General features: G+C 60.5%; 11 protein-coding genes. 8 read left to right on the top strand and 3 right to left on the bottom strand.

What is annotated here, in order from left to right:
* The first annotated feature begins 55 nt into the window (after positions 1 to 55).
* Both AC1AYX_RS06500 and AC1AYX_RS06495 read left to right on the top strand, forming a co-directional pair.
* Entirely contained in the window at positions 56 to 2,638 is a 2,583-nt protein-coding gene (locus tag AC1AYX_RS06500) for a CocE/NonD family hydrolase (RefSeq protein ID WP_476502748.1), read from the top strand.
* Positions 2,639 to 3,048: 410 nt separating this feature from the next.
* Positions 3,049 to 5,391, top strand: a complete 2,343-nt coding sequence (locus tag AC1AYX_RS06495) for a M28 family peptidase (protein ID WP_476502747.1) — start codon at positions 3,049 to 3,051, stop codon at positions 5,389 to 5,391.
* A 619-nt stretch (positions 5,392 to 6,010) separates the two neighbouring features.
* Here AC1AYX_RS06495 and AC1AYX_RS06490 read toward each other — a convergent pair.
* Both AC1AYX_RS06490 and AC1AYX_RS06485 read right to left on the bottom strand, forming a co-directional pair.
* On the bottom strand, positions 6,011 to 6,931 hold the full coding sequence (locus AC1AYX_RS06490) for a GmrSD restriction endonuclease domain-containing protein (protein ID WP_476502800.1): 921 nt from the start codon (positions 6,929 to 6,931) through the stop codon (positions 6,011 to 6,013).
* 469 nt (positions 6,932 to 7,400) lie between these two features.
* Positions 7,401 to 8,555, bottom strand: a complete 1,155-nt coding sequence (locus AC1AYX_RS06485) for an ATP-binding protein (protein WP_476502799.1) — start codon at positions 8,553 to 8,555, stop codon at positions 7,401 to 7,403.
* A 186-nt stretch (positions 8,556 to 8,741) separates the two neighbouring features.
* Between AC1AYX_RS06485 and AC1AYX_RS06480 the strand changes: the two genes are divergently transcribed.
* From AC1AYX_RS06480 to ureC, 6 genes are all read left to right on the top strand, one after another.
* A complete protein-coding gene (locus AC1AYX_RS06480) occupies positions 8,742 to 10,148 on the top strand; it encodes an Eco57I restriction-modification methylase domain-containing protein (protein ID WP_476502746.1) in 1,407 nt (468 codons plus the stop codon).
* Positions 10,130 to 11,080, top strand: coding sequence for a BsuBI/PstI family type II restriction endonuclease (locus tag AC1AYX_RS06475; RefSeq protein ID WP_476502745.1), 951 nt, complete (start codon positions 10,130 to 10,132; stop codon positions 11,078 to 11,080). Before AC1AYX_RS06480 ends, AC1AYX_RS06475 begins: the two co-directional genes overlap by 19 nt.
* 58 nt (positions 11,081 to 11,138) lie before the next feature.
* Entirely contained in the window at positions 11,139 to 12,383 is a 1,245-nt protein-coding gene (locus AC1AYX_RS06470; protein ID WP_476502744.1) for an ATP-dependent nuclease, read from the top strand.
* Positions 12,384 to 12,409: 26 nt separating this feature from the next.
* Positions 12,410 to 12,859 (top strand): hypothetical protein, encoded by a 450-nt coding sequence (locus AC1AYX_RS06465; protein ID WP_476502743.1) that lies wholly within the window; start codon positions 12,410 to 12,412, stop codon positions 12,857 to 12,859.
* An 84-nt stretch (positions 12,860 to 12,943) separates the two neighbouring features.
* Entirely contained in the window at positions 12,944 to 13,624 is a 681-nt protein-coding gene (gene ureA, locus AC1AYX_RS06460) for an urease subunit gamma (protein ID WP_476502742.1), read from the top strand.
* Between the two features lie 204 nt (positions 13,625 to 13,828).
* Complete coding sequence (gene ureC / locus AC1AYX_RS06455; RefSeq protein ID WP_476502741.1) at positions 13,829 to 15,553, top strand: urease subunit alpha; 1,725 nt, start codon at positions 13,829 to 13,831, stop codon at positions 15,551 to 15,553.
* Between the two features lie 287 nt (positions 15,554 to 15,840).
* Here the strand turns inward: ureC and AC1AYX_RS06450 are convergent, their stop codons facing one another.
* Positions 15,841 to 16,782 carry an urease accessory protein UreD gene (locus tag AC1AYX_RS06450; RefSeq protein ID WP_476502740.1) on the bottom strand — a complete coding sequence of 314 codons (942 nt, stop codon included), beginning with the start codon at positions 16,780 to 16,782 and terminating at the stop codon, positions 15,841 to 15,843.
* Positions 16,783 to 16,836 lie beyond the last annotated feature (54 nt).

Here is a 16,836-nt window from a genome sequence, read left to right as displayed (position 1 = left end):
CAGTCGATACGGCACTCGCGGTGCCAGATACGTCGGTCGCGCAGGCGTTCGCAGCATGACGCGCGTCATCGCATCTATGATTGCGGCGGGTGTGACCGTCGGCATGGCGTTGGGCGTGCCGACAGCGGCCACAGCTGCGCCGAAATCGACGAATGGCGCCGCTTCGGCGCAGACCGTGAACGTCGGTCCCGGAACGGATGGAGGCCGTACCGGACTGCAATTGTCCGACAACTACCTGAGCCATGGTGCTGCCGGGACGTACAGCCTTAACGGTGCGAACGACGAGCCGAGCAAAACCCGTCAGGACAAGGAATACGATTATCCGGGCGGTACCACCAGCCAATACGACTACAAAGACGCCACCCGCGACTACGTATACATCGACACCGGCATCGATAGCGACAAGGACGGGCAGACCGACCTCGTCCGCGCCGACTTCATCCGCCCCAGCGATACGCAGCTCGATGGCAGGAAAATTCCGGCGATTATGGATGCGAGCCCGTACTACGGCGATCTGCAGGCCAAGCAATATGAGGATATGAACGACAAGGCCAACAGCCGTCAGACCTCGTTCGCCGGAAACTACGACAACTTCTTCGTGCCGCGCGGCTATGCGTACATCATGCTCGACATCACCGGCACCGCACTGTCGCAAGGGTGCACCGACATCGAGGGCCCGAATGATGTCGCGTCCGCGAAGGCCGTTGTCGACTGGCTCAACGGTCGTGTCAAGGGCTATCGTTCCCTTACCAACCGCAGCCAGGCCAACGAGGAGAAAGCCGACTGGTCCAATGGGTTGATCGGCGTGGAAGGCGGATCATACGATGGTGCCGCGGCCAACGCACTTGCCGTCACCGGCGTCGAAGGCCTCAAGACCGTCATTCCTGAAGAATCCATCAGCAGCCAATACAACTGGTACCGCAACAACGGTGCGCAGCTCAGCAACTGGTGGGAACCGGACGCGTTCGCGAACTCGCTCGTCACTGATCCAACTCAGAACGCGAAGTGCGCGGCCGCTGGCCATTGGAACGCAATGAACAAGGGGGCTGAGCTCTCCACCCGCAACTACAACGACTTCTGGGCGGCGCGCAACTACGAGGATAAGGTCGGCAACATCAAGGCCAGCGTATTCCTCATCCAAGGCGTCAACGATCTCAACACCAAGATGAACAACGTGGATAAGTACTGGGAGTTGCTTCAGAAGCATCATGTGCCCAGCAAGATTTGGATCACTCAGAACGGTCACGATAATCCGAAATACTACCGTCATGACGAGTGGATTCTCACCCTGCACAAGTGGTATGACCATTGGCTGTACGGCATCGACAACGGCATCATGAGCGAGCCGCAGGCATCCGTCGAGTCTTCTGACGGCACGTGGAAGGACTATGCATCTTGGCCGACGCCCGACGCGAAGAACGTGACGTTGACACTCGACTCCGCGAAGAATGGTACGAGCGCAGGAACGCTTGGAACCAGCGCGCATGCCGTTTCCGGCACTGAGGAGGGCTTCGGCGGCTACCGTGTGGATGAAGGCGTTGAGGACGAGACGACTGACCAGCTCGGGCAGCCGCTCGACAGCGCACGGTCCATTCCTCAGGAGAATCGTCTCGCTTATCTGACGGAGCCGTTGCAGGCCCCAGCCCACATTTCCGGTACGCCTGCACTGTCGCTGAAGGTCAAGGCCTCCGATGCCGATGCCAATCTATCGTTCGCGCTCGTCGATTACGGCAACGGCACCCGCATCAAGGCCACGCCCGCACTATCCACGGTGGAATATGACGAGAACCACATGTTGTGCCTCGGAGGTGAAGGTCAATACGACGACGGTTGTTCGCCAACCGGATCCGAACGCAAAGTGACCTCCGATGCGTATGTGATCACGCGCGGATACGTAAATACCGCCCACAAGGATTCGCTGACCGCGCTTACTCCAACGCCGGTCAACGAGTACTATCCGATTTCTTGGGACGCGTACGCCACCGACTACACGGTTCCTGCCGGGCATCGGCTTGGGCTCGTCATCTTCAATACGTCGACTCGACTGGCCGATACCGGTCGCTTGTCCGACTTCACTGTGAGCACTGCCGATGCCAAGCTCACCCTGCCATTGAGCACTACGGCGAAATCCGCGGCACCTACCAGTGTGACGGCGCAATCGAAGCCGGTCCGTGGCGGTGGCGATGTCACCGTGGCGTGGAAGTCGCCGGAAGGCAATGACTCGCTGCTGACTGTGAATGGCTACGAAATCCAGGTGTTGCCTGCACAGGCGGGAGCCGATGCGAAGAGCTACTCGACAAAGGTATCTGGTGCGGATGCGACGACCGCCGTGATCAGTGGCGTCCCCGCTGGTGATTACACGGTGCACGTGCGTGCACTGACCGGCGAGTCCGCGTCGGACTGGTCGGATTCCGCGTCGGTGACGGTGACGGCCGCTCCGGAAAAGCCTGAACCCGGCACGAACGGGGCCGGTCCCGTGACAGGCACGGCCCGACCGGTCTCCGGCAATAACGGCTCGTCCGATCGGAACCCGCTTTCCAACACCGGATCGGCGATTCTGGCGGTGGTCATCGTGGCGGTGGTCGCGTGCGCGGCCGGCGTCACCGTGATGGTCATCCGCCGTCGCCACCGCCAGTGATCGTGTGACGCGCATGCGCCTTGCGCTGGGCGACTGACGGCAATACCAGTTGCCGCGCAAGAAATCCCGGGAATCCACGTCGATTTCCGGGATTTCTTGCGTTGAGACCGTCTCAGTGCAAAGATTCCCGGACAATAACGCTGTCGTCCCGGATTTCTTGCGCTGAGTCGTGGTGGGTGCACATATTCCCGGACATGGCTGATGATTTCCGGGATTCTTTGCGCCGCGGTTCGTTGGGCCGCGCCAAGATCCGCGGTGTCCGAACCTTCTGATCTGTATAACCCGCCTCTATGACGACACATATGTTTTTGTTGTTGGACAGAATCATGGCGGATGGTGTTTACTGCCGGGTACGGGGAAACCGAGAGGAAGGAGAAGCGCGGGGCGTCATGCTCCGCGCGGAACATCATATGACCGCATCGTCCGCAACGGCATCATCGATCGGGGCATCGATCACGGCGGCGTCAACCGCATCATCAACCGCGACGTCATCCGCATCATCGTCGAACGCAACGTCCACCGCGACCACGCGACGCAACGGAACCGCGCGACTGCGCAAGGCGGCGGCGCTCGCGCTCGCCGCCGCGCTGTCGCTGTCCACCGCGGCGATCGTCACGCCGGCGTCGTACGCGACGCAACAGAACGCGAACGCCGTCACGGCCAGTGCGGCGGCAACCGCAACCAACACCACCAATGCCGCGCCGTTCGACGCTACCGAGCGCGCGCTGCTCGACGGCATCGACGACGACTACATGCTGAAGAACGTGCAATATGTGCACGACAACATTGGACCGCGCGTCGCCGGAACGCCGGCGGACGAGGCGAGCGCCGACTACTTCGCGAACGACTTCAAGGAGCTCGGCTACGGGCCGTTCTCGCAGGCGACCGCGGCGGACGGGACCGACGACTACTTCGACACGTTCGCCAACGACCGCGTCAACAGCCGCATCGGTGCATCCGTCACCATCGACGGACGCGAGTACACGGCGCTCGCGCCGGGCTGGGCGGACGACAGCGTGTACAGGGGCTACGAGACGCCCACCGTCACCGGCGACACCGTCTACTACGCGGACGTGGACGACGCCGTCGCCGCGAACGCGAACGACGTCGCCGGGAAGATCGTGCTGACCAACCGCAAGACCTACGACCAGTGGGACCGCAACAGCACCGCCTACGCGGACGCGGCCCGCGCGCTGCAGGCCAAAGGCGCGAAGGCCGTCGTGTTCTTCCACAGCAAGTACACGGTCAACGCGGACGGCGGCACCTCCGCCGAGCACCCGTTCCCCGCGCCCAAGACCGGCGGCGACATCACCATCCCGGTGATCCTCGCCTCCTACCTCGACGGACGGCAGATTGTGAAGAAGCTCGGTGCGACCTACAATGACGCGGCCGGCAGCGGCGCGGCCGACGGCAAGCCGCAGAGCGTGCAGGCGACCGTCGTGAACCGCCGCAACACGCACACGAGCAACATCCTCGCCGTCAAGAAGGCCGCGCAGTCGTCCGACAAGTACGTGATCGTCGGCGCGCACCGCGACAGCGTGTTCGGCGCGGAAGGCGCGAACGACAACCTGTCCGGCACGGTCAACGTGCTCGCCATCGCCAAGGCGCTGAGGAACATCCCCACGAACGTGAACGTCGTGTTCGCGCTCTGGGCCGCGGAGGAGGACGGGCTCGTCGGCTCCGCGCACTTCTACGGCAGCTTCCTGTACCCGAACGACTGGGGCAGGCAGCATGTGATCGCCTACTACAACATGGACATGGCCGCCACCTCGCAGACGCGCAACAGCGTGCTCACCGTGCACACGCCCTACCGTGACGCCGACGGCAAGCCGCAGCAGAGCGTTGCTGGCGACGTGGCCGAACACCAGGCCGAACGCTACTGGGACTACACGGACGGCAAGTACGCGGAATGGTGGACCAAGGGGCCCGACGACACCGTCGACCTCCAGTACTTCGGCAACTGCTCCGACCACGCGACCATCACCGGCGCGACGGGCGCGAACGGCACGCCCAAGCTCGGATTCGGCGAAGGCATCCCCAGCGTGTACATCTTCTGGGGCGACCGCATCGGCGACGGGCGCAACGACGTCACCGAGCAGAACTACCACGTGATCGGCGACATCTACCAGTGGCCCTCGGACGAGGACCAGTTCACCGTCGTCAGCGACGACCACCCGTTCACCGGCAACTACAGCATCGAACGCGCCACGATTCTCGCCAGCGTGTTCGCGCTCTCCGTGTACAACACGGCCGCCGCGCCCGTGCAGGGCCTCGAGAACGGCAAGACCTACACCGGCGACACGACGTTCCACGTGGCCTACAACTACCGCAATGACGTGAAGGTCGACGGCAAGCCGGTCGCCGCGAACGAGAACGGCGACGTCACCCTCGCCGCCGACGACGCCGACCACACGGTGAGCGTCGCCGACGTGTTCGGCGAGTCCGCCACGTACAGCGTGCACGTGGCGAAGGGGGATGACGGGAATGGTGCCGGTAACGCGGGGGCCGGGAATAACGCCGGTTCCGGCTCTGCCGCCGGGAATGCCAACGCCGGGAATGCCAACGCGGCCGGACAGGGATCCGCGCAGGCGGCCGGTTCCGGGGAGCGGAACGGCAACGGCCTGTCGAACACCGGTTCCGCCGTCGCCGGACCGCTCGCCGTGGCCGCCGTGCTGCTGATCGCCGCCGTCGGACTGCTTCGCGTGCGCGGCGTGCGCGACGGATACGCGGGATCCGACGGGAAGCGGGAGTGAGTAGCTTTCCGGGGACGCTTCTGGGGCGGGCTACCGCTTGGAAGCGGCCCCAGAAACTGCCTTGCGGCGTTCCAACGTGTCTCAGAGGCGGGAATCGAGTATCGACCTCCCACCCCTGAGACGTTTGTGTATGGTTCCGCGGCTTATGTGCATGGTTTGAGGTCGAATGTGCAGGGTTTTCGGCCCGACGTGCATGATTTTCGATGCAACGTGCAGTCCCTGAGCCGTAATATGCGTACACAGGTGCCGAAGAAGACGCGTGAGCCCGATGCCGACGATGTGGGGAGCCTTGGAATTCCAAGGCTCCCCACATCGCGTTTCGACTGGTTTCGCTTGCTCTTCACGGGGTGACCCTACACGTTGTGTCCTCGATTCCACACACTGGGGGCGCGACTTTACAGATTGCACCTTCAACCGTGCAGGAAAGCCGTCGAACCATACACATCACGTGCCGGACCATACACATTGCACCCATCGTCATCGTCATCGCTTGGCGAGAACCATCGGAGTGGAGGGGAATACCGCCCATTACCCCCGCGACGTGCGACGACCTCACTTATCCCAGCCTATGCACTTGCGGGCGAGACCGAAGTCGACGGCCTCTAGGCGTGACGCCGCGCTACTCGCAGGCCACGCCGTCGCGGTCGCGGTCGAGCTTGGTGGAGTAGCCGGGCTGGCCTTGGTAGAGCGGGGCCTTGCCGGCGGCGCGCACGGCCGTGCAGTTCGGGTAGTAGACGTTCGCGTCCTGCTGGGCCTGCTGTTGCGCCTGGGCCTGGGCCTGGGCTTCGGCCTGACGCTGGGCCTCCTCGGCGGCCTTGCGCTGGGCTTCCTCAGCCGCGGCCTTGGCGGCCGCCGCCTCTTCCGCCTTGCGCTGGGCCTCCGCCGCTGCCGCATCGGCCGCCGCCTGTGCCTCGTCGTTCAACGGCACGGTCTGCGTCGGGCAGGTGGCGAGCACCTTCGTCATCGCCTTGCGTTCCGCTTTGGTGACCCACAGCGAATACTTCGCCTTCACGCCGATCTGACGTGCCACGTATTCGCAGCGGAACGACTTGTTCTTCGGCAGCCAGGTGGCCGCGTCGCCGTCGCTCTTCTTCTGGTTCGACGGGCCGTCGACCGCGAGCAGGTTGTACGGGTCGTTGGCGAGCTGCCTGCGCTGCGACTTGGACAGCTTCTGCGCGCCCTTCTGCCACGCGTCGGACAAGGCGACCACATGGTCGATCTGCACGGCGCTGCTCGTCTTGTTGCCGCGCTTGAAGCTGATCGTCTTGCCCGTGTACGGGTCGGCGAGCGTGCCCGTCATGACGATGCAGTCGTGCGTGCCCGCCTTGAACGTCACGTCGGTCATGTCGCGCTTGAGGATGTCGTTGCGCGTATCGCAGCCGTTGTGGTCGACGTCCGCCCACGCCGCGCCGAACTGCGTGCGCGCGTATCCGGTCTTCGGCGCGCGTCCCTTGGTCTTGAGCGTCGCCAGCACTTCGGTCGCGGCCTTGCCCTCGAAGTCGGTGGTCGCGGCGAGCGCCGGAGTCGGCGCGACCAGCATCGTCGCCGCCATCGCGACCGTCGCCGCCGCGGCGAGCGCCGTCGCGAACACGCCTGTTCCATGACGATGGATTCCGAACATGATGATTCCTTCCTTTCTCTCTGAATCGCGTCGACGCAGGCTACGTGTGCGGGATGATCTGCCGCTTTGCATGGTGCCGTCACGCTGTGCCGCGCCGATGCGGTCGAACCGGATTCCGGTCCGGCACGATTCGTCGCATGAGTCATTATGCACGGTTCGGGAGGATTTGCGAAATGCTCACGAACCGTGATGCCGAGATTGGCCGCTTGGGGGACGATTCGCGGTTAAGTGCCGAAAAATGTCGTCTGCGACATTTTTCGGCACCAAAAAATGCGTTCCACGACATTTTTCGGCACTTAAGCCGTTCCCGGATATCTGATGCGGCGCGATTGCGGCTGTGCAATGTCGCGGCTGTACCGGTGCATCAGGGTTGTGGCGGACCTGTCTTTCAGCGGCGTCCGTCGTAGATTTGATCGACCTGCGGCATGATGCGTCGCACGAATTCCGCCATCCGCGGCACGGAGAACGCGACCTGTCCGTATCCGGACGCGTAGATGAGGCCGAGTTCGATGAGCGAGGCGCGGGCGCTCGCCGCCGAACCCTCATTGGCGAACCGCTTCTTCACATCCGCGGTGCGCACCGGACCATCCGACAAATCCGCCATGATGCGCAGGTAGGCGCGCCCGTTCTCCGTGGCGCGCAGCCATCGGGTCATGTACAAGCCGTGATCGAGCATGTCCAATGCCTCCGGCTCGCCCTGCTCCACCGCCGTGACGTTGATTGGATTAGTGGTCGAGGCGTTCCATGTGGCCGCACCGTACGCCTGGATGAAATACGGATAGCCCTGCGACAGTGTCTCCAGTTTGTCGAGGGCCGCGTCGTCGAACGGACGTCCTGTTTTCTTCGCCGGGGTCTGGAAGCCCTCGCGGGTCGCCGTGCTGTCCAGCTTGTCGATTTCTCGATAGTCGAACAGGCGCTCCGCATACGAGCGTGCCTTGGATAGAACGCCGGGCAGATCCGGCAGTCCGGCGCCGACGATGTAGAAGGGGAGTCCGCGCTGCCCCATCTCGTGCTGGATGGTGATGAGATCGCTCAGCGGCGTCTTGTGCATCTCCTGCATCTCGTCGATGAACAGGTACAGACCCGAATTGTCGCTCTTGAGCTCTTTGCAGATGCCTTCGATGAGCAGTTGGAGCCGGTACGATTCGGTGCGGAAATCGGGCTTGCCGTTCAGTTCCGCGGAGGCTTTGACTCCCATGAAATCGAAGGATACCGATTCCACGTTGGAGAAGACCTTGGCCACGCGCTCGCGGATGTCGGTTTTTCCGATGCGCGCTATCGCCAAGGGGATTTCGTGAAACAGGGCGTCATACGTCGTGGCGGCGTTGGCGTTCGCCTCGATCTTGAGGGTCGCCATGTGGCGTTGGTCGGCGATGTCGCGCATGTGCATCAGCAGCACGGTCTTGCCGATGCCGCGTAAACCGTACAGCATGACGCCGCGGTTGAGGAGTTGCAGCTTCGTCCGCGCCGCCATCCTATCGATGAGGGCGATTTCGTGTTCGCGCCCTACCAAGGCGGGCGGTTGCAGTCCTGCACCCGGCATAAACGGGTTCAACGCCTGCAGCGGTGTCGTCATGTCGCCCATACGCCCTCCAGATAAGTTCAGATAACCTCAGATATCTTCAATATAGTCAGATAAACCGGATAATTTCAGATAAGTTTTGTGATGTGAGTGGGACGGAATCGGACTTTGTTTTGGCCGATACCGAAGGCCGGTATCCTGAGGGGTATGAATTCCGAATCCATCGCGCAGATCCGAGACGAGGCCGCGGCGTCGCTGGTTCCCGAGCGGCAGCAGCAGTGGGAGCAGTTTCTGACGCCCATGCCCGTCGCCGAGCAGGCGGTGGGATTGTTCACGGGATCCGATGAGCCGCAGCAGATTCTCGACCTCGGGTCGGGTTCCGGCATTCTGGGTGCGGTCACGGCGAAACGGTTCGCGGATGGCGCCAGCGTGCTCGCCATTGAGCGGGATGTCGCGTTGGCACAGGCTTCCGAAACGTCGTTGCGTCAGGTGTGCGACGATGTCACGGTTCTCAACGATTCGGTCTTCGACGTCGCGCTGGAGCCTCGCTTCAGCCGGGTGATTCTCAATCCGCCGTACAAGAAGATCGCTCCGACCGTCATCGCGACGAACAGCGGCGACGTCAAGGTGACGAATCTGTATACGGCGTTCCTGGTCATTGCGATTCAGGCGCTTGCCGCGGGAGGCGAGTGCGTGGCGATCATTCCCCGATCGTGGATGAACGGCGACTATTTCAAGGATTTCCGCAAGTGGATGCTGCGTGAATGCAGTCTGGACGCGATGGTCGTGTATGGCTCGCGGCAGGAGCATTTCAAGGATATGGGCATTCTGCAGGAGATCATGCTGCTGAAGGTGTCGAAGCGCTCGCAGGTGAAGAAGGTCACCGTGTTTCCCGACGCATCGCCGGCGACGCCGCTGGAACGGCAGTCGCAGGAGATGGTCGCGCTTCGTGCGCTCAGCATGGGGCGTGACCGTATCCTGCGCATCCAACGGCAGGATGCGCGTCTTGCCGGGTTCAAGACGCTGGCCGATGAGGGATTGTGGGTGTCTACCGGCAAGCTGGTGTGGTTCCGGAACCGTGATGTGTTGTCGGATGACGAGGTGGTCGGCGGGCATCCGTTGTACTGGTCGGACAATCAGGATGGTCTGCGTATGGAGCATCCGGTCGAGTGCGACCGTGCGCAGTGGGTGACCGGTGCTGCCGACGATCGGCATGTTGTGCTGCCTGCGGGTGGCTACTGCATGGTGAACCGGTTCTCCGCGAAGGAGCAACGGCACCGCATTTACGCGTCGTATCTCAACAGCGATGTGGATTTCGTGGCGGACAACAAGCTCAATTACGTGCATCAGGGGACGTCGCGCAAGACGATTCCACTGGATGATGCGGTCGCGCGTGGGCTGACGTTGTGGCTGTCGTCGTCGATTGTCGACGAATGGTATCGGCAGGTGTCCGGCAGCACGCAGGTCAACGCTACGGATCTGAGGCAGATGCCGTGCCCGTCGAAGCAACAGCTCGCCGTGTTGGCTGGTATGCTGTCAGTCAACGATGCACCGGACCAGAGTCTCGTCGACGAGACGATTGGGGGACTGTTCGAATGGGCGAAGGCAAGCTGATTGACGAAGCCATGGAGCTGCTGCGCCGATTCGAACTCGGCGACCAGCAGCTCAACAGGCGGAGCGCGATGATTCTGCTCGCACTGCTGCAACTCAGGGACGGGGATTCTTGGGATAAGGCCGAGAACCCGATGTTGGGCACTCGCGCGATTATGGATTGGATTCGTGATGAGTTCGGTGTCGCCTATAAGCCGAACACGCGTGAGACCGTCCGACGATTCTCACTGCACCAGTTCGTCATCGCGGGACTCGTGGAGGAGAACGCCGATCAGCCGAATAGGCCGATCAACTCACCGAAGTGGAACTACCGGGTGACCGATGATGCGCTGAAGGTGATTCGCAAATATGGTACGGAGCGGTTCTCTTCCGAGCTTGATGTGTTCCTGGCCGCCCACACGTCATACCAGTCGCTCGCCGAGGAGCGACGGCATATGCCGAAGACTCCGGTGACGCTGCCTTCCGGCCGTGATATCCGTCTGTCCTCGCAAGGGCAGTCCACGCTCATCAAGGCGATGGTGGAGGAGATGCTGCCGCGGTTCGCGCCGGGATGTCAGGTCGCGTTCATCGATGACACCGACCACCAGCATGGTGTTGTGGATACCTCGTTGATGGATGAGTTGGGTATTACACTTCGGGCGCGCGAGAAGGCACCGGACGTGATCGCGTGGGATGCCGAACGCGGATGGCTGTTCCTGATGGAGGCGGCCAGCACGCACGGCCCCGTGGATGTGACCCGCAAAGTCGAGTTGCATGACCTGTTCGCCGACCAATGGGACAAGGTGGTGCTGGTCTCCTGCTTCCCGAACCGTTCGGTCATGCAACGCTACTGCGCGCAGCTCGCATGGGAAACCGAAGTCTGGTGCGCCGACACCCCCGACCACATGATCCACCTCAACGGCTCCAGATTCATGGGGCCGTATGGCTCCTTTTAAGAGCGACTTTGTTTTTTCGTGAGGAAAAAGGTTTTGGGATTAGAAAGAGAGAATCAAAATGAAGATTGAAAGCATGTCTGTTTCGAATTATAGGTCAATTGGGAAACAGACTACATTTAAAATTGGTAATATGACTACGCTTGTTGGTCCCAATAATGAAGGTAAGACGAACCTTATTAGAGCGCTTGTCGTCGGTATGAATTTAATACGACTGAGGGCAAATTACTCAAATTCCGATTGGAGTAAATCGGTATATTCCCCATGGAAGAGGTATAATTTTTCGCATCAATCTTTGAGGGATGAAGGGTATGACTGGGAATATGATTTCCCGCTCTCAAAGCAAAAAAATAAAAGCGGAATGACGCGCATTAGGGTGACATTTAGCTTGAATGAAACTGAAGTTGATGAATTTGTTCAATCGACTGGGATTCGGACGAATGGCACCTTGCCAATCCAAATTGACCTAAGGCGGGATTCGGCCACTCTTAGTATTGTAAAACAAGGTAATAGTAAACGGAACTATGAGAATAAGGCTCAAAGCATAGCTAAATTCATTTCCGGAAAGATAAATGTGATATATGTTCCTGCGGTTAGGACGGAAGAACAGGCGCGTAGATTACTGAATAATTTGCTATCGATAAAAATGAGGTCATTGTTTGATGATCCTCAATATAATAAGCTAATTGAAGAGATTAATGATAAAAGACGTGCTATTATTGAAGAAATAGAAAGTACTATTCGGGGCTCGGTTAGTGAATATATGACCTCGGTGAGTCGAGTCCATATATCAACCGATCGTTTGGAGTCATTTTCCAGTCGTGTTCTAGATGTCTCTATTGATGATGGTTTTTTAACTCCTCTTGGCCAAAAGGGTGACGGCATTAAAAGTTTGTTCACGCTTGCTTTAATGCAGGAGCTGTCTAAAGAAAAATCCTCTGCGCATAGTTATTTGTTGATAGTCGATGAGCCTGAGGCTCATTTGCACCCTAATGCAGTTCGTGAGTTGCAGAGAATCTTGGAAATTTTTTCGGAAACTCAACAGGTGTTGGTTGCGACTCATAATCCAATTATGGTTAATAGGGAAGATGTCTCTTCGAATGTTCTTGTTGCGAATAGTACAGCCAAGCCTGTGCAGAGATTGGCAAAAATTCGTGAATCCCTTGGAGTGCAGGTTTCCGATAATTTGTCGTCTGCTGAAATTGTGATTCTTGTTGAAGGGCCTTCTGATGTGCAAATTATTTCTAATGTTTTAAAAAAAGGAGTACTTTATTTGCAAATCATCTTTTGCATCATAATATTGTGATTCAAGATGTTGGTGGAACTCATGGAATGATTAATGAGATTAAGCGCCAAAAAAGTAATATTTGTAGAATCATCTCCGTTCTGGATAACGATAATGCCGGTATACAGACGCGCGATAGGATTCTAGAAAGCGGCTTGCTTCCTGAAAGGGATGTGTTTATGATTGGCATCCATAGTGGTGGTGAAAATGAAATAGAAAATTCCATTAATCCAGATGTTTATTGTGGGTCTTTGCATGATGAATTTGGTAGAGATTTTTCTCCTAATCAATTCAGAAATCCGTCCATTAAATGGTCTAAGAAGTTTTCTGATTACTGTATTAGTCTCGGAATGGGAGATTCTGATGAAGATAGAATAGACAGAGCCAAGAAGATTGTTGCCGACTCTGTTATGCGCTATAATGGGGATCCGTTGATTGATGCCGCGAGGCCACTTTTTGATGCATTATTGCAAGTTATCTTCCCTAATAGGCCTTAATTGTTTCTTAAATGAAACATCCTGTTTTCACTAACGGAATATACTTTCTTTGTTTCTTTGCATTGGTATGACGAGGGGAGCCTGATGAGACTTACACCACGGGAGACGGATAAGCTGATGCTGTACTTGGCGGGGCAGCTCGCCAAGGACCGCAAGGCTCGGGGCGTCAAGCTGAACTATGTGGAGGCGATCGCACTGATCTCCTCTGAGTGCGTGGAGCGGGCGCGCGAAGGCGCGACAGTCGCCGAACTCATGCAGTACGGGCGCACGCTGCTCAAGCCCGAGGACGTGATGGACGGCGTGGCCGAGATGCTCGAAGTCGTCGAGGTCGAGGCCACGTTCCCCGACGGCACGAAGCTCGTGTCCATCCACAACCCCATCGAATCGACCGAAAAGCTCGTGCCCGGCGAATACCTGCTCGCCGACGGCGACCTCACCATCAACGAAGGCAAGGACGCCATCGAACTCGACGTGGTCAACACCGCCGACCGACCCATCCAGATCGGCTCCCACTTCCACTTCTTCGAAGTCAACAAGTACCTCAAGTTCGACCGCAAGGCCGCGTACGGCAAGCGCCTCGACATCGCCGCCGGCACCGCCGTGCGCTTCGAACCGGGCGAATCGCACCGCGTGCGGCTCATCGACATCGGCGGCACGCGTGAGATCCACGGATTCAGCGCGCTCGTCGACGGCAAGCTCGACGACCCGATCGTAAAGGAAGCGGCGTTCAGGAAGGCGAAGGAGGAGGGGTTCCTGGGGGCCTGAGGACCCCCTCAGTCCGCCGGAGGCGGACAGCTCCCCCTGACAGGGGGCGCGGGACTACCCCTCAGTCCGCTTCGCGGACAGCTCCCCTGACAAGGGGAGCCGGGAATTACGCCCCGACAGGGGCGCGCGGGACTACCCCTCAGTCGGCTTTGCCGACAGCTCCCCTGGCAAGGGGAGCTGAGATAAGAGACTTAAGGATTTGATATGAGCAGGATCATTACTCGTAAGGATTATGCGGGGATGTTCGGGCCGACCACGGGGGACCGCGTGCGACTCGGCGACACCAGCCTCGTCATCGAAGTGGAGAAGGACTACACGCATTACGGCGACGAACTGAAGTTCGGCGGCGGCAAATCGTTCCGCGACGGCATGGGCCAATCCTCCGTCCAACTCGACGCCGAATCGCCCGACACGGTCATCACCAACGCGCTCATCGTCGACTGGACCGGCATCTACAAAGCCGACATCGGCATCAAAAACGGCAAAATCAGCGCCATCGGCAAAGCCGGCAACCCGCAGACCATGACCGGCGTCACGCCCGGACTCGAAGTCGGCTCCGGCACCGAAGCCATCGCCGGCGAAGGCCTCATCATCACCGCGGGCGGCCTCGACACGCACATCCACTTCATCTCGCCGCAACAGGTGCGCACCGCACTCGCCGGCGGCGTCACCACGATGATCGGCGGCGGCACCGGCCCCGCGGACGGCACCAACGCGACCACCTGCAACCCGGGCGCGTTCCACCTCGCCCGCATGATCGAAGCGGCCGAAGCGCTGCCCGTCAACATCGCCTACCTCGGCAAAGGCAACGACTCCAGCCCGGAACCGCTGCGCGAACAGATTCGCGCCGGCGCGGCCGGACTCAAGATCCACGAGGACTGGGGCTCCACGCCCGCCGTGATCGACACGTGCCTCGGCGTCGCCGACGAAACCGACACGCAGGTCGCCATCCACACGGACACGCTCAACGAAGGCGGCTGCGTGGAGGACACGATCGCCGCGTTCAAAGGCCGCACCATCCACACGTACCATACGGAAGGCGCGGGCGGCGGCCACGCGCCAGACATCATCCGCGCGGCCGGATTCCCGAACGTCCTGCCGAGCTCCACGAACCCGACCATGCCGTACACGCGCAACACGATCGACGAACATCTCGACATGATGATGGTCTGCCACCATCTCGACCGCAACGTGCCTGAGGACATCTCGTTCGCCGACTCGCGCATCCGCCCCGAGACCATCGGTGCCGAGGACGTGCTGCACGACATGGGCATCATCTCGATGATGAGCTCCGACTCGCAGGCCATGGGCCGCGTGGGCGAGGTCATCACGCGCACCATCCAGACCGCCGACAAGATGAAGAAGCAGCGCGGGCCGCTCCCCGAGGACGAGCACGACAACAACCGCAACGACAACTTCCGCGTCAAGCGATACGTGAGCAAGTTCACCATCAACCCGGCCATCACGCACGGCGTCTCCGACTACGTCGGCTCCGTCGAAGTCGGCAAGATGGCGGACCTCGTGCTGTGGCAGCCGTCCATGTTCGGCGCGAAGCCGGAGATGGTCATCAAAGGCGGCTCCATCGCCTACTCGCGCATGGGCGACGCGAACGCGTCCATCCCCACGCCGGAACCCGTCTACTACCGCGACATGTTCGGCGCGCTCGGCCGCGCGCTCGGCTCGTCGTGCGCGACCTTCGTCTCGCAGGCCGCCATCGACGACGACATCAAGGGCAAGCTCAACCTGCAGCGCCAGGTCCTGCCCGTGCACGGATGCCGCACGCCCGGCAAGAAGGACCTCAAGTTCAACGACGTCCTCGCCGACATCCAGGTCAACCCGGAGACCTTCCAGGTGACGGTCGACGGCGAGCTCGTGCACTCGGATCCCGCGTACGAGCTGCCGTTGACGCAGCGGTACTTCCTGTTCTAGGGGGAGTCGGGGTTTCTCTTCCGGGGTTTCTCGGGGAGGGATGGTGCGGATGTTGCGTTCCGGCTATCTCTCCCCCAGTCCGCTGCGCGGACAGCCCCCTCGTCAGAGGGGGCCGGATGTGGGGCTTGCGTTAGGGCGGGCTGAGGTGATGGTTCCTCAGTCAGTACCCCCTCAGTCCGCTGCGCGGACAGCTCCCCCTAGAAGGGGGAGCAGAATGTTAAGGAGTCGCGAGTATGCCGGCGGGTGCCTTGGCTCGCTCCCCTTTGAAAGGGGGAGTAGGAGACGGGTTAGGATTCGGTGGCCATGGCGGCGATGTCTTGGATGAGGTCGAAGGCGTCATCGCCGCGTTTGGTGAGGACTCGGACGCAGACGCCGTCGATTGCGCGGCTCGCGCCAAGCTCGCCGGCGAAGCCGATCGCGTCGGCGTGCGCGCGGATACGGTCGATCAGCGCGTCCTCGGCGGCGATGCGCGCCGTCTCAACGCGCTCGCGGACCGCGTCGGGTGTCATATCGACGTCGTCGTCGGCGGCGCTCGAATCAGCCGGGTCGAGTTCGGGGAGGTGGACGTAGAGGACGCCGCAGTGGGTGAACTCGCGCCACATGCCCATCTCCGTGTAGTCGAACGACTCCGGTTCCAGCAACATGCGGTCGGCGAACGCGAGACGCGACTGCGGACCGTCCGATTTGCGTGGACGGCCGGGATGGGAACGCGCCGCGGCGAACGCTTTGGTCACGGCGGCGGGTTCGTCGACGATGACTCGTAGGCGGTTCGTGAAGCGGCGCATCGCCCAGCGTTCGTCCATGCCGACGCGGCCGCACGTGACCACGTCGCCGTAGACGAACGTCGATTCGGCGGCGATGCGCGCCGTGGTGAGATTCTCGAACGTGCTGTTGCGGAACGGGATGACCGGGAACGGGAGGAACACGGCCTTCGCGTCGCCGCGGGCCGTCAGGTCGATGGTGCGCGCCGCCATGCCGTCGGACGTGTCGAGCACCTTCTCGTAGCTCTGCGTCCTGATCGTCGAATCCGTGCCGGGCGCGAAGTCGATGGCGATATGCGCCTCGTCGCCCTTGAGGAAGCCGGGGGAGGCGAGCATCACGATGAAATCCGAATGACGGCCGTTCGTGAACGGCGTCATCAGTTTGAACGGGGCTTCGAAATACACGTCGTCGATCTTCGTGCGCCCATGGCGGAACGCGGTGGTCAAACGGAACGTGCTGCTTCCCATGGACGGGCCTTTCTGCGTGGCGGCGGCGAAACAGGTTCATTATGCCGCGCGTCG

It is taken from the genome of Bifidobacterium sp. LH_419 (genome assembly GCF_056356955.1).
The sequence above is the reverse complement of the archived record's forward strand: the minus strand, read 5'-3'. Positions and strand labels throughout refer to the sequence as shown.

What these genes read in the sequence shown, in the direction of transcription:
- ureA (WP_476502742.1), top strand. Translation starts at nt 12,944, where the DNA reads ATGAGACTTACACCACGGGAGACGGATAAGCTGATGCTGTACTTGGCG.
- AC1AYX_RS06450 (WP_476502740.1), bottom strand. Translation starts at nt 16,782, where the DNA reads ATGGGAAGCAGCACGTTCCGTTTGACCACCGCGTTCCGCCATGGGCGC.
- AC1AYX_RS06465 (WP_476502743.1), top strand. Translation starts at nt 12,410, where the DNA reads ATGATTAATGAGATTAAGCGCCAAAAAAGTAATATTTGTAGAATCATC.
- AC1AYX_RS06490 (WP_476502800.1), bottom strand. Translation starts at nt 6,931, where the DNA reads ATGCTGGTCGCGCCGACTCCGGCGCTCGCCGCGACCACCGACTTCGAG.
- AC1AYX_RS06470 (WP_476502744.1), top strand. Translation starts at nt 11,139, where the DNA reads ATGAAGATTGAAAGCATGTCTGTTTCGAATTATAGGTCAATTGGGAAA.
- AC1AYX_RS06475 (WP_476502745.1), top strand. Translation starts at nt 10,130, where the DNA reads ATGGGCGAAGGCAAGCTGATTGACGAAGCCATGGAGCTGCTGCGCCGA.
- AC1AYX_RS06485 (WP_476502799.1), bottom strand. Translation starts at nt 8,555, where the DNA reads ATGCCGGGTGCAGGACTGCAACCGCCCGCCTTGGTAGGGCGCGAACAC.
- AC1AYX_RS06500 (WP_476502748.1), top strand. Translation starts at nt 56, where the DNA reads ATGACGCGCGTCATCGCATCTATGATTGCGGCGGGTGTGACCGTCGGC.
- AC1AYX_RS06480 (WP_476502746.1), top strand. Translation starts at nt 8,742, where the DNA reads ATGAATTCCGAATCCATCGCGCAGATCCGAGACGAGGCCGCGGCGTCG.
- AC1AYX_RS06495 (WP_476502747.1), top strand. Translation starts at nt 3,049, where the DNA reads ATGACCGCATCGTCCGCAACGGCATCATCGATCGGGGCATCGATCACG.
- ureC (WP_476502741.1), top strand. Translation starts at nt 13,829, where the DNA reads ATGAGCAGGATCATTACTCGTAAGGATTATGCGGGGATGTTCGGGCCG.